General features: G+C 37.6%; 13 protein-coding genes. 1 reads left to right on the forward strand and 12 read right to left on the reverse strand.

What is annotated here, in order from left to right:
* Positions 1-19: 19 nt before the first annotated feature.
* The 10 genes from OPF91_RS13215 to OPF91_RS13260 all read right to left on the reverse strand — a co-directional run bounded on the left by OPF91_RS13215 (position 20) and on the right by OPF91_RS13260 (position 9112).
* The gene (locus tag OPF91_RS13215; RefSeq protein ID WP_264989277.1) at positions 20-1717 is read right to left on the reverse strand and encodes a M3 family oligoendopeptidase; all 1698 of its coding nucleotides are present in this window, start codon (positions 1715-1717) and stop codon (positions 20-22) included.
* Positions 1718-1791: 74 nt separating this feature from the next.
* Entirely contained in the window at positions 1792-2367 is a 576-nt protein-coding gene (locus OPF91_RS13220; protein ID WP_264989278.1) for a YdcF family protein, read from the reverse strand.
* A gap of 60 nt (positions 2368-2427) precedes the next feature.
* On the reverse strand, positions 2428-3309 hold the full coding sequence (locus OPF91_RS13225; protein ID WP_264989279.1) for a zf-HC2 domain-containing protein: 882 nt from the start codon (positions 3307-3309) through the stop codon (positions 2428-2430).
* The gene (locus tag OPF91_RS13230; RefSeq protein ID WP_264989281.1) at positions 3299-3781 is read right to left on the reverse strand and encodes an RNA polymerase sigma factor; all 483 of its coding nucleotides are present in this window, start codon (positions 3779-3781) and stop codon (positions 3299-3301) included. Before OPF91_RS13230 ends, OPF91_RS13225 begins: the two co-directional genes overlap by 11 nt.
* 246 nt (positions 3782-4027) lie before the next feature.
* On the reverse strand, positions 4028-4747 hold the full coding sequence (locus OPF91_RS13235; protein ID WP_264989282.1) for a YebC/PmpR family DNA-binding transcriptional regulator: 720 nt from the start codon (positions 4745-4747) through the stop codon (positions 4028-4030).
* A gap of 86 nt (positions 4748-4833) precedes the next feature.
* Positions 4834-5283, reverse strand: coding sequence for a low molecular weight protein-tyrosine-phosphatase (locus OPF91_RS13240; RefSeq protein ID WP_264989283.1), 450 nt, complete (start codon positions 5281-5283; stop codon positions 4834-4836).
* Between the two features lie 55 nt (positions 5284-5338).
* The gene (locus tag OPF91_RS13245) at positions 5339-5944 is read right to left on the reverse strand and encodes a lysophospholipid acyltransferase family protein (protein ID WP_264989284.1); all 606 of its coding nucleotides are present in this window, start codon (positions 5942-5944) and stop codon (positions 5339-5341) included.
* A gap of 224 nt (positions 5945-6168) precedes the next feature.
* The gene (locus OPF91_RS13250) at positions 6169-7002 is read right to left on the reverse strand and encodes a putative RNA methyltransferase (RefSeq protein ID WP_264989285.1); all 834 of its coding nucleotides are present in this window, start codon (positions 7000-7002) and stop codon (positions 6169-6171) included.
* On the reverse strand, positions 7002-8375 hold the full coding sequence (locus tag OPF91_RS13255; RefSeq protein ID WP_264989287.1) for an MATE family efflux transporter: 1374 nt from the start codon (positions 8373-8375) through the stop codon (positions 7002-7004). Before OPF91_RS13255 ends, OPF91_RS13250 begins: the two co-directional genes overlap by 1 nt.
* Before the next feature lie 212 nt (positions 8376-8587).
* A complete protein-coding gene (locus OPF91_RS13260) occupies positions 8588-9112 on the reverse strand; it encodes a hypothetical protein (protein WP_264989288.1) in 525 nt (174 codons plus the stop codon).
* A gap of 436 nt (positions 9113-9548) precedes the next feature.
* Here OPF91_RS13260 and ytvI point away from each other — a divergent pair, with 436 nt between their 5' ends.
* Entirely contained in the window at positions 9549-10607 is a 1059-nt protein-coding gene (gene ytvI / locus OPF91_RS13265; RefSeq protein ID WP_264989290.1) for a sporulation integral membrane protein YtvI, read from the forward strand.
* 72 nt (positions 10608-10679) lie between these two features.
* Here ytvI and OPF91_RS13270 read toward each other — a convergent pair whose 3' ends face one another.
* Together OPF91_RS13270 and OPF91_RS13275 are read right to left on the reverse strand one after the other, a co-directional pair.
* Positions 10680-11783 (reverse strand): C40 family peptidase, encoded by a 1104-nt coding sequence (locus tag OPF91_RS13270; RefSeq protein WP_264989291.1) that lies wholly within the window; start codon positions 11781-11783, stop codon positions 10680-10682.
* A 301-nt stretch (positions 11784-12084) separates the two neighbouring features.
* On the reverse strand, positions 12085-14073 hold the full coding sequence (locus OPF91_RS13275) for an ABC1 kinase family protein (protein ID WP_373877055.1): 1989 nt from the start codon (positions 14071-14073) through the stop codon (positions 12085-12087).
* Positions 14074-14309 lie beyond the last annotated feature (236 nt).

A 14309-nucleotide genomic window follows, 5' to 3' on the forward strand; every position in this document is an offset into this window, starting at 1 on the left:
AGTGATGCGAATTTAAATGTTACAGCTTCGTATCGTCTACTGAATTTAAGTAGTGTTCAATATCACCAATAATTGATTCTACACAGCCATCCTCAAATGGTGAGATTAAGCCTGCTGCTTCCACAAGCTTTGTGAAAGACATAGAGCCACCTAGCCCACATAGATAGTTGTAATCCTTCCAAGCATCTTCAAAGTTCTCGCGTGAACGTTTCCAGAATTGGAAAGCACAAATTTGCGCCAATGTGTAATCAATATAATAGAATGGGCTTGCATAAATATGCCCTTGACGTTGCCATACACCACCCGCTGCTAAATAGCTATGGTTATCATAATCACGGTGTGGCAAATATGTTTCCTCGATTTTCTTCCATGCAGCTTTACGCTCTGCTGGTGTCATGGATGGGTTTTCATAAACCACATGCTGGAACTCATCGACTGCTACACCGTACGGAAGGAATAAAAGCCCACTGCTTAAATGCGTGAATTTATATTTCTCTGTATCCTCTTTAAAGAATAGCCCCATCCATGGCCATGTGAAAAATTCCATACTCATCGAATGAATTTCACATGCTTCATGTGTTGGCCATAAATATTCTGGAATGCCAATACCACGGCTTGAATACACTTGGAAGGCATGTCCAGCTTCATGTGTTAACACATCAATATCACCAGAAGTACCGTTAAAGTTAGAGAAAATAAATGGTGATTGATAGTCATCAATAAAAGTACAATAGCCACCACTTTCTTTACCCTTCTTAGCCACTAAATCCATTAGCTCATGGTCAATCATAAAGTTGAAGAACTCGCCTGTTTCAGGAGATAGCTCCTCGTACATTTTCTTACCATTTGCTACAATCCACTCTGGGTCACCTTTTGGCGTCGCATTTCCTGTTAAATAATTGAGTGCTTCATCATAAAATTTCAGCTCAGGAATGCCGATACGCTTAGCCTGACGCTCATACAGCTTCGTTGCTAATGGTACAATAACATCACGTACTTGGTCACGGAATTTCTTCACCATTTCCGCATTATAATCAATACGATTCATACGAATATAGCCTAATTCCACAAAGTTTTTATAGCCAAGCTTCACCGCAATCTCATGACGCACTTTGACAAGCTCATCGTATAGACGATCAAACTCTGCCTCATGCCCTGCAAAAAAGTCGAAGCGTGCCTCTGTTGCTGCTTTACGCGTCGCACGGTCTGTCGATTCTGCATATGGTCCAAGCTGTGCCAATGTTAATGTCTCACCATTAAAGTCAATTTGTGCAGAAGCAACAAGTTTATTATATTCTGACACCAGCTTGTTCTCTTTTTGCATTAACTCAATAACCTCTGGTGAGAAGCCTTTAATGCTATATGTTGCTAAATCAAAGAGCTGTTGCCCCCATTTTTCCTCTAGCTGTGCACGGAATGGTGAATCCACCAATGCTTTATAATACTCCGTTGACACTTCCTCTAGCTCTGGCCCTACCTCATCGAAGTAATCTCGCTCCGCTTGGTAAAATTCATCATTCGTATCAATAGAAGCACGAATATATACTAAATTCCCCATTGTTGAATAATTATTGTTTAAGACATTTAACTTTTCAATAATCTCACTTTGCTCTTCTACAGTTGCTGCACCTTTGAACTGCTCAATAAGTGCCAACTGTTGGTCTTTCATTTCCTGTACATTAGGACGGCTGTATGTGTACTCTGCAAATGTTGTCATAAAATCCCCCTCTTTCTGTCATATACCCCATCACTTGTCTATTATATGTTAAATCTATTGAATAATGAAATAATTTAATGCCCAATTATATATGTTTTTAATAATGCTGCTCGTTCACGTAGCTGTGACTTCGCTTCTACTGACTTCGGTGTTGCTGCTACAAGTACGTCTGCCTTTAAATCTAACACATCTGCTAAATACCTTGCACGGCGTAAATGAAAATCATTGGACACAATAGTGATGTGAGTTGTTCCTTCAGGTAATAGCTTTTTGGAGAACAGTAAATTTTCATATGTGGATGTCGATTGATCTTCTACGATAATTCGCTGACGTTCAATCCCTTTGTTTTGCAAATAGGACAGCATAACAGATGCTTCAGTTTGCTCCTCATCAGCTCCCTGTCCTCCCGATACAATGACGTTGACATGTGGATGCTGCTGTAAATATTGAGCAGCTACCTCTAATCGATTTTTTAATGACAATGATGGTACACCCCCAGGCTTCACCTTCGCCCCTAAAACAATCATATATGTAGCCGTTCCATCTGCAACAGGCTCAACACCCTTTTTAATATCTTGCCCCAACCAAATATAGAAAGCGCCACTTATACCGACAGCCAAAATACTAGCTCGAATCAGCCATTTTCTCATTGTTGATCTCCCCTTTCTTGTTAGAAACGCCAGCAAAGGAAAAAGGATGCCGATGGATACCTAACTCACCATGTTTTTAACAGGTTGCATCATTCGTTTTTGGAACAACCAGATTCCTAGAATAAATACTGTCATCATGATAAATACAATTGGGAGTTGAAGAATTGTCCAATAGGAAGGTCCATAATGCTTGGTTTGAAATGCACTCTCCACTCTTTCAAAATACGACTCCTTATATTCAAATTGCACAATCCATTGCTTATTAGCCATCGCTACAGTCCCTATATCATAATCACTTGCTGTAATTGTCCCTTTACTGCCAGCAACAAATACGGCTTGGGTATAATTAATAGGATACATATTCTTTGGCTCTTTTTGTAAAGCTACATAATCAATCGAATAAGGATAGGCTACTCCTCCATCTAGTCGTGTGAACTTTTGCGAATCATCAACAGAAAATACAGCTAAATGTTGTATATGCTGACTGTATTTTTGGAAAACCTCTTGGAATGCGGATTCGTTTATCTCTTTTCGCTCTAATAACACTGCAAAGGCATCCTCCATAATTGTTAACTTTTCTTGCTCAAGCATCTGTGCCTCTTCACGTTCATGATAAAGCTCATTTACGATGCGCAAAGAATACCCGCTGAGTGCAATCGTTATGGTAAGCGAAATCCAAAATAATGTGCGTAAAAGCTGTGTATAATTCTTTTGTGCTTTCAAGAAATAAGCTACTTTTTGAAATGGCTTTTTCTGCTCAATTCCCACTAATTTTTCTGCCTGCTCTTTCATATCAAATTCTACACACATATGCTCTACAAGTTGCGCACATTGTTTACATGTAGCAATATGCTCTTCTACAAATGCCGAAGTCGCCTCACTACATAAATGATCTATATAAGATGGCAATAAGTCTTTTATAATATCACATTCATTCTTCATCATGAATCCCTCGCTCTCTCAATTTTAACTTAGCTCGATAATAGGTGACCCTCGCCCAATTTTCACTTTTTCGATGGATTTCGCCAATCTCCTTAAAACTTAAGCCACCAAGTATGCGTAACAATACAATTTCTTTATATGGCTCATCTAATAAATGAATGGTTCGATAAAGTACCAGTTTATTTTCATTTTCGATAAGATGACTTTCAGCTGAGGGAAAATAGCTCAGTGAAGGTGGTTGATTCGGTTGTTTCATTTGCTTATCCACGTATTTATAATATGTATGCTTTGCAATTTGACATAGCCAAACGGACATTTTACATTCACCATTATAATTGTCGATGGAACGAACAGCCTGATAGAAGGTTTCTTGTGTTAATTCTTCTGCAACGTCTTTATTACTACAAAGAACCATCAAATATTTGAATACACTATCCGCATATTGTTCATAAATTTCAGTGAGCTCTCCCAATGTGATACCTCCTTTCAAGCTATATATCTAAAAAATCATCGTTTCGTTACAAATTTCTAAAAACTTTTTCGGGTCAACACAAAATTTTGTACTTACCATTTGATAGACTACATTAGGAACAACACGAGCCGAAATAAATTAGTTGAGGCCATGTCTGTAGAAAGCGTTCACCCGCAACGGGATATCCTCTTGTCCTCTCAAAAAGAAAAACCAGTAACGATAGTTCGCTACTGGCTGTCTTATTCATTATTCACCTAAATCTGCATTATGGAAAACATTTTGTACATCTTCCAAGTCCTCTAACGCATCGATTAACTTCTCAAATTTCGCAATATCGTCGCCCGTTAAAGCAACCTCTGTTTGTGGCAGCATTGATAGTTCAGCTACTGTAAATTCTTCTACACCTGCTGCTTTTAATGCCTCTTGTGCCGCAAAGAATTGATCTGGCTCTGCATAAATAATAACCGTCTCATCTTCTTCTAAAATATCACGAGCATCGATATCTGCTTCCATCAAAATTTCTAACACTTCGTCCGCTGTTTTACCTTCTAAACCGATAACAGCTGTTGAGTCGAACATATAAGCAACAGAGCCACTGACACCCATGTTCCCGTTATTTTTACCAAATGCTGCACGTACATCCGAAGCTGTACGATTAACGTTATTTGTTAACGCATCAACAATTACCATTGTGCCTGCTGGTCCGAAGCCTTCGTAGCGTAGCTCATCAAAGTTTTCGTCACCGCCGCCTTTTGCTTTATCAATCGCTTTTTCAATAATATGTTTTGGTACACTGTATGTTTTTGCTCGTTCAAGTACAACTTTTAACGCACGGTTTGACTCTGGATCTGGCTCGCCTGATTTTGCTGCCACATAAATTTCACGACCAAATTTTGCATTAATACGACTCGTGCTTTGGTCTTTAGACGCTTTTTTTTCTTTGATATTATTCCATTTACGACCCATTATTTCCACTCTCTTTCAAAGTCAATTCATTTCATATAACGCTTAAATACTGTAGAATTATACACCAATTTACTACGAAAAAAAAGTTATAGATGTTCCTGCTTGATTTTCTCCAATAATGTTGTACACCCCGCTAATACAAGCTCATACGTTTCTTGGAAATCTCCTGTGTAATATGGATCAGGTACATCTTGGTCATGAAGAAAACGGAAAATTTTCGATGAATCAGCTTGTCCTAGCATCGTACGGATATTTTGAATATTACTATCGTCCATACCAATAATATAATCAAATTGCTCAAAATCGGCATACTGCAATTGACGCCCTTGCATGCCCTTTGTAGAAATCCCATATTCCTTTAGCTTTTGCTGTGTCCCCTTGTGCGGTGGTGCTCCAATATGCCAAGCACTGGTTGCAGCTGAATCTACCTCGATTTTATCTGTTAACTGCTCCTGCTCAATCACATGACGCATGACGGCTTCTGCCATTGGTGAACGACAAATATTGCCCAAGCATACAAAAAGTACTCGAACCATCACTATACACTCCTCAAAAGAAAGCACCCAAAATTTCTTTTGAGTGCCTACCTTTTTATTTTTTAGCTACTATACGTTTTTGTAATTCTTCTGTTAATCGAATTAACTCATTTTCTAAGTGCTGTGTAAACTCTTCTCGGCCTTCCTTTCCTTTGCCTGTTACATAGAAAGGCTCGCCATAGATTAAATAACCTTTACCCCGCTTAAACACTTCGCCTGCTGTACGTGCACCAACATATGCTGCTGGTACAATGGGTGCTTTCGCTAATTGTGCAATGGTAATAGCCCCTTGCTTTAAATCGGAGCCTTCCGCATTACGTGTACCTGAAGGGAAAATGCCTACAACCTTCCCTTCCTTTAGTAATTGGGAAGGAATTTTAATAACACTCGGTCCTGGATTATCACGATCCACAGGAAAGGCATTCAGTCTCTTAATTAACCAACCAAGCCCTTTGATATCGAATAATTGTTTCTTAGCCATAAAATGAACTTCACGAGGATATACAGCTACACCAAGGTTTAAAATATCGACGTAACCAGTATGTGTACAAGCAATAATAAAGCCTTCCTCTTTCGGTAAATTTTTTTCATCATAAACATAAGCCTTTGAACCATTGATACGCAAAATCATCTTTACTAAATTTGCAATAAATTTATACACGTTTTCTTCCTACCTTATTCAATAATTACTCTTATTTTAATCGAAAAGGTTCCTATACTGCAATCAAAGCATTATCTTAGTTCAGTAGAAGGTTCCTTCCGCAGCGTGTAAGAAGACATTCTTTACTTTCTTCAGTGGATGTCCATACGCCCACTGAATCAAGATAAAGCCCTAGCGGATGTACCTGACGCTAAGGCGTAATTGATTTAGGAAGTTAATAGACATCATTTTCCTATCAAAATATCCACATCAATTGTAATTTCATCTAAGATAATCGCTGTATCTTCTTTTTTATGCCAGCCCATTGGTGTCATTTCAAGCAATGCGGGCACAAGCTCTCTCGCCAGTGGCATAGTATAAGTGACACGCTCTCTTTCAACATCTGTGAAGGCTTCTTGAAAGCGAGCAACAATTTGTGCATTGGAGTAACGTTCTTTCTCTGAATCTGCATATAACTGTGCTCGTAGCTCCTGTAAATAATGACTTTGTGGCACTACTTTAACTACACAGCCATTTGGCGTTGACAGACGCTTAAATTCATCATAATTAGCTGGAGATAAAATATTTAAAATCGCATCAAAGCTTGCTGGTGCAAATGGGCTTTTAGCTAAATCCCCTACACACCAAATTTGCTTTGGATAGTGACGTGCGGCCGCCAATATCCCTTCTTTCGCAATATCAATACCCACCCCAATACAATGTGCTTCTTTTTGTGCCATAATACGCGCTAAATGTGAGCCTTCACCACATCCTGTATCTAACACTGTTTTCACATGCCCAATATACTCCGACACTTTTTGCTCTACTATATCGTATAACCCACTATCAATAACAACCTTTCTTGCCTCAAATAGCTCTTTACTATATTTAGAATTTGCCATTGATGTCAGCATATTAATGTAGCCTTGCTTTGCTATATCAAATGAATGATTGTTAGCGCATACTAGTCTACTTTGTTGCTCTACTAGCATCTTTTGCTGACAAATCGGACAAGCAAATAATGATAGATGCTGTTGCATTAATAGAGCGCCCATTGCTCGCTTTGAAAGTGCTCCCATTATTGCGCCTCCTTTTGCTCAGTCGGTGAAACAAGTGCATAACGTTCCCATTTACGACTTTTCCATCTAAAGTACATGATAATTGATCGTAGCCATTCATCTGCTGAAATCGCTAACCAAATACCTACTAAGCCCCAATCCAACACAAAGACGAATAAGTAACCTAGAGGCAAACTCATACAAACCATCGATAAAAAGCCGATTTTAACAGGAAATCTCGCATCACCTGACGCACGTAAGGAATTAATAATAACAATATTCATCGTTCTTCCTGTTTCTAACAATACACTCAAAACTAATACAGATGCACCAATCGCAATTACTTCAGGATTATCTGTGAAAACCCCCATTAATTGCTTACGGAATATTGTGACAACAGCTACTAGACTAAGTGTAAAAATAAAGGCTGAGCGTACACTCTTCCATACTTGCTGATATGCCTCATCCTTCTGTCCAGCACCTACATAACGCCCAATAATAATAGCCGTCCCCATGCCAATCGCAATTGCAAATAAGTAAGTAAACATCGAAATATTCATCGCATATTGCCTAGCAGCTAATGTTTCTGCCCCAATATACGTAGCATAATATAAAAAGACAATTTGACAAAATTGATAAAGTACCTGTTCAAAGGCAGATGGCAAGCCAATATTTAATATTTTTCGCACATAGTCCTTTGAATAAGTAAAGTAGTTGTGTAGCTTTATCTTCACTTCTAATGCCTGATATAATAGCCAGAAAAAGATTAAGACAGCCACTCCACGACTAATAACAGACGAAATTGCTGCACCTTGCACACCTAATTGTGGCAAGCCAAGGTTCCCAAAAATCAAACCGTAATTAAGCACAACATGCAAAACGTTCATACCTAATGACACATACATTGTTTGCTTCGTCCAACCATGTACACGAATAATCGCTGCCAATGCATTGATAATTGCTTGTAGGAAAATGAAGCTCCCGATAATGACTAAATAACTTTGCGCATATTGTAAAACTTCGCCCTTCAAATTCATCATTTTCATTAAATGACCTGAGAAAATCAAGAACAATGCGCTCATCAGTATGCCAAGAACAATGTTCATAGTAATCGCTAATGCTGAAATTTTAGCTGCTTCAATAAATCGTTTAGAGCCGATATATTGCGCAACAACAATTGCCGCACCATTTCCTACTACCTCTAAAATTAAAATTGCAATATGAATATATTGATTGGCTGTTCCAACGCCTGCCACGGCATTATCAGATAATGCACTTAGCATAAACGTATCTGCTAAGCCCATCAACATAAATAAAAATACTTCTAAAAAAATCGGCCATGTTAAATGGAATAAACTCAATTTCTTTTCTTTATGCCCCTCGTCTATCGACAACGCTATCACTCCTCTCACTTATAAAGTGAACCTTCAATTGGTTTCTGATTCCTAATCCTTCATTAATTGCAAGTTTCACCAATCAGATTTATACAGACTGTTAATACGGGATAAAACTTTTCCATCTTATCATAGATTTTCAGTTTGTACAGTGTTTCGCAAAGAAAAAATCCTCTAAATGTATAAGAGGATTTTGACAGGTTCCTATATAGTTAAACTTGCTCCCCTTTAGCACGATTCTCTTTCCGAAAGAATCGCTGTAAATAATTCGTTAATGTAGCGAAGTCCACTGCAAAAATATCTTGAATGCCAAAGTCGCCTTCTTTTTCAGCAATAATAGAAGCAAATTTTTGGTAAAGGTTATGAATATAGTAATGATGACGATACACCTCAAATTGTACCTCTGTCACCTGTGGATAATTGGCTGCGATATGCTGTGTCATTTGATAGAAGCCCTGTACAAAAACCAAGCTGCTTTGATATTCTTTTTGGAGTAATGCACAATTAATCAATGCCATATTTGGATTGTCTGGTGGATTCAACGTATAGCTAACAGCCGCAATAACATCTCCTTCGTTATTGCAAACAAGTAAGATAATCGAACTCTCTATGATAGCGTACAAACTCCCTATCGAGCCTAATATGGAATACATATCATCAAAGCTATTTCGGTTTTGTAAGAAAAACACGGCAAAACGTTCATAGTCCTCTTCTGTCTGACATTCAAACATTCTCATCCATATCAACCTCCTTTGCCTATATGTATGTATAACAATTCTATTAATACTCAAATAGAGGTCTGACTAAAAATAGTCAGACCCATTGTGACATCTTATCTACCAAAAGGCTTTTTATCTCCACTATGTGGGAATGTTGGTGGTGGTAAAAACATCATTGTGATACACCTCCCTTTCTTTTGAGTTGAATGAACAGAGTGAATCTGAATTTTCAGATATCCTCTCCTATAATCGTACTATAGCACCCTAAGGTTAAAATTTGGTTAAAAAATTTAACTTTATAAATTTTTTTACCTACAAATTTTTATTGCCTTTCACATAAAAAAAGCCTTTAGATACCCCCTACTATTTGTAAATAAAAATTAAATTGTTCAGACACCAAGGTAGAATGGATTTGTGATACACTTACTGTAGTTTTTGTAAAGTTGGTGGATAAATGAACAAAATCAATACAAAGAAATTATTGTTACGCTCTTTTTTTATTATTGCATTTCTCTTAGCGGTCTATTTTATTATTCCCGTATCTATTCCCATTCTAGTTGCAGGTTTGACTGCCTTCTTTTTAGAACCGATTGTTATGTTCTTCAAACGTCGGTGGAAGATGTCTCGAAGGATGGCTGTAACTGTTATTTATACAGTTAGCGCACTTATTATCGCCATCGTTTGCTACTTCACGGTGACACAACTAATGGCACAAATTATATTCATTTCAAAGCACTCTCCATACTATATTTCAAAGCTGTCTCTGATGTGGTTTAACATTCAAAATAATATTTCACAGTACACAGAAAATTTACCACATGAAGTGAGTATATCTCTGCAAAAAACAATAACAGATTTCATTAAAACAATGGAGGTATCTTTTTTAGATTTCTTTAACTATGCACGGGTAACTGCCTTTTTCTCTAAAATCCCAAGCTTCTTTATCGACCTTCTTGTTTACATGATTGCACTTTTCTTATTTATGCTAGATTTACCTAAAATCAAACAATTAACGTATCAATACTTAAAGCCAAACACAGCTAATAAATTAAAACTAATTTCTAGCCGTTTAAAAGATGCCTTTATCGGTTATTGGAAGGCACATTTATTAGTAAGTGTGATTATCGGTATTGTGACACTCATCGGACTATTGCTCATTCAACCTAAATACGCTATAACCCTAACCATTATTATATGGTTAATTGATATTGTTCCTTTTCTCGGCTCCATCATTATTTTAGCGCCTTGGGGACTGTATCATTTGCTTGTAGGAAATGTGGGTATTGCCGTTAAACTATTCATTTTAGCCGCCATTTTACTCATTATTCGTCGAGTAGTTGAACCTAAATTAATGGGAGAGCATATCGGTTTATCTACGTTACCTACCTTAATTGCCATGTTTATTGGGCTTCAATTATTCGGTGTTATGGGCTTACTTGTAGGTCCATTCGTGATTATTTTCTTTATCGCCTTAAAAGAAACAGGTATCATCAAATTCAACTTTAAAATTTAATATAACAAAAAAGTTACCTTCGCAAATTTTTCTTTTGCAAAGGTAACTTTTTGATTTCGTCAACCGTCTAACTTATTGAATACGGCCAAAGCCAACTAAATATTGATTCCACCAGTCAAGAGATTCCACAACAACGCCTCGATTTTGAGCGTTAATCATTGTGTTATTTCCTAAATAAATACCTACGTGTGAAATACCTGCACCATAGCTAAAGAATACAAGGTCACCTACACGTGCTTCGCTCGCTGAAATGCGCTGTGTTGCAGAATATTGTTGTGATGATGAACGTGGCAATGATACGCCCGCTTGTTTGTATGACCATTGGACAAGACCTGAGCAATCAAAGCCTGTTGATGGGTTATTACCGCCCCATACATAGCCACGACCAAGGAATTGTTTAGCAGTCGAAATCGCATCACCTGAAGAGGCTGTACCTGCACCAGAGCCGAATGCACCATGATAGCCAGCAGGTTTCGCTGTTTGTAATGAACGCAGACGTGCCGCTTCTTCTTCAGCTGCTTTACGCTGTGCTTCTAAGCGCTCCTCCTCTTGCTTCGTTGCAATTTGAGCTTTTAATTCAAGTGATTTCGCTTCATTTTCTGCTTTTTTCACTTCCATATCGCTCTCTTGTTGCTGTAGCTCTTGGAATTGTTTTTGTAACTCTTTTTGTTTTTCATCTAATAATGCTTTTTGTTGCTCTAGACTTGCTTTATCTGCTTCTTGCTGATTCACTAACTCTTGGTCAGCATCCATTAATGTTTTTACCGCTACGACACGGTCCATTAAATCAGCAAAGCTCTTCGCTTCAAGCATAACGCTTAAATAAACGCCTACAGTATCATCCTGTGCTTGGTAAGCTGCCATACGTTCGCTTAAAATAACTGAACGTTGCTCAATACGTTTTTGTGTTTCGACAATATTAGCATCCACTTCTGCAATCTCAGCCTGTACTTGATTAAAGGATTTTACCTTTGCCTCAATTTCTTGCTCAAGCTTTGTTAGCTCTTCATGTAACTTTTTAATTTCAGCATCGATTTTTGCCTTTTTATCAATCATTTGCTGTGATGTTTCTTCTGCATGTGCTACTACTGTTGGTTGAACTGTATTAAATAGTAAGCCACCAGCTAGTGCTAATGAAAGCACTATGGACTTACGCCACTTATTGCGTTTACTCACGTTATGTCATTCTCCTTCATCCATCAATTTCACTTTTATCATGTCTGTTTGTATATTGGAACAATTACTATATATTCATGTTTGAATTAACCTTTTAAAGTTTAACACTAATAACATAACTTTTATACTATTTCATCCGTTTTTAACCTTTTAGTAAAGGATGAAATATTTTTGTAATATTTATAAACTGCGAATTAATTCTCTAAAATACATTTTTTCTCTATATTTAACGACCATTTTCATTTATTGTGCAATTCCAACACAAATTCATGTAATACTTTCGTAATATTTCATGTCACTTTTACTGCTTCATGGAACGTAAGGCTTGAATCGATAAGCGCACTAATAAAATTGCACATAAAAATAAACCTAAATAGGCTGCTGTATTCAAATACACAGCGTAAGAGTCATGGATAAATTGAGATATTGCCAATAAAGCAACTGAAATAATACCAAATGTAATACCTACAAGTAATAACACAAAACGTGCAAATAGATGGCTAATAAAACGTGCATTTTGTTCATCTGAAAAGACATCATGATGTAAAATAATTTTACCGCTTTCTACACGTCGAATTAACTGGTCCACACGTCTAGGCATTTTGCGCAATGTCGGAATCAGCATCGATAGCTCTTCCTCTAAACGTGCCTTCGTCGCTCTTGGTTCCTTAAATGGCTTTAAGAAAGATGTTCGCATATACGTAGAAGAAAATTCCTTCGCCTCTGTAAAAATATCAAACTGAGAATCAATTACTCGCAATGTTCCCTCCAATGTCACTAAGGAACGCAAAGCTAAAGCAACGGCTGGGTAAAAAGTAAGCCCAAACTCACGCACGACCGTAAACAATGAATAAATTAGCTCCTCTGTTGGAATCCGATCCACATAGGAAATTTTCAGTAAAATTTGGTTAATCGCCTGTTCCATCCTTGCTCTATCTGCATCATCGGCATTTTCAACCAACAACATTAAACCATCATATAGTGTATTTACATCATTCAGTTGAATGCCCATTAAGAACAGCTTTAACCCTTCTTGTTGTGTTGTCCCTAGACGACCAACTGCCCCAAAATCCAATAAAATAGGCGTGCCATCTACTTCATCAATTAAAATATTTCCTGGGTGTGGGTCCGCATGAAAAATGCCCGAAAACAGCATTTGCTCAAAAAAGGAATATAAAATCGTACGAGCAAATACTTGACGCTCCACATGTAAACGTTGGAATTCCCCTGTCCCTTCTGCAACACTTTTCCCACGTACATATTCCATCACAATAATATTTTCATTACTGTATTCCGTATAAACTTTCGGAATTCGTACCTTATAGTCACTGCTCTTCAACGCATTTGTCACTTGTATCGTATTGCGTACTTCAATATCTAAATGGATTTCCTCCCGTAGCCCATCTGCAAAACTCATCGCCAGCTCACGAAAACCAAGTGAAGCTGCCCAAGTAGATTTGCTTGTTAACCAATTGGCAAACTCCTCTAAAATAGCAAGGTCATCTCGCATAAAGCTCTTTACTTCAGGGCGTAGCAACTTGACAACGACTTCATCATAATTTTTCAAACGAGCACGATGTACTTGACCAATAGATGCAGCTGCAATTGGATCTTTACGAAAACTTGCAAATACCTTATCCTCCGAATGAAGTAGTGAATTATTTAAAATTTGCGATATTTGCTCATGTGGCAATGGCTGTACATTATGCTGTAGACGCTCCAATTCATCTATGAAAATAGGAGAAAACAATTCCTTCCGCGTCGATAATACTTGACCAAACTTGATGAAAATTCCTCCACATTGCTCTAACGTTTTTCGGAAGGCAATGGCCAGCTCTCTTTCATTTTCCCGCTGTCTTGTATATTTAATGGTTTGCACCACACCATTCGTCACAGCAATCTTCAATACTTGACGCAAACGTTTTTGCTGTCGCCAATAATTCCTAAGACGTAACACAAAGGATTTTTGACCATTTCGTTGATTACTCGCCGTAATACCACTCGGATCAAAAAGCTCAAAAACAAGGTATAATAACATTGAAATTAAGAGCATACTACCAATCCAAACAAGGGTACTCACTTCAGTAATCGTTTGTACCATGGATTCTTTTAAAAAATTCGTATGACGCAAATAGGAGTACCAATACACAAAGGATGTCAATGACACACTAATAATAACTGACAATATACGTCGTCCAAAATTAATCGTTGAACCAATTAACCGCCCGCTCACAAAGTAAATGAAACCCGATATCACCATTACTTGAATGAAAAATTTCACTACAATCAACATAGCCACCTCCTATTCACACTAGTATAACAAATTTTACTATACACCTTCCTATGACATTCTTTACAAGCTACCTTTATTATCTCACTGTACAGCGATTAGGACCAATCTCCATTTCGATTTGTGCACTCATTGTCGATGTGAAATTTCTTGTGTTCATTTAGAGGTATAAAATAGTTCATTCCACAAAAAATCCCTGCTATGAATAATTGTTACTCATAACAGGGACGTATTTC

The sequence above is a fragment of the Lysinibacillus piscis genome (assembly GCF_026012395.1).
In the GTDB taxonomy this organism is placed as follows: domain Bacteria; phylum Bacillota; class Bacilli; order Bacillales_A; family Planococcaceae; genus Lysinibacillus; species Lysinibacillus piscis.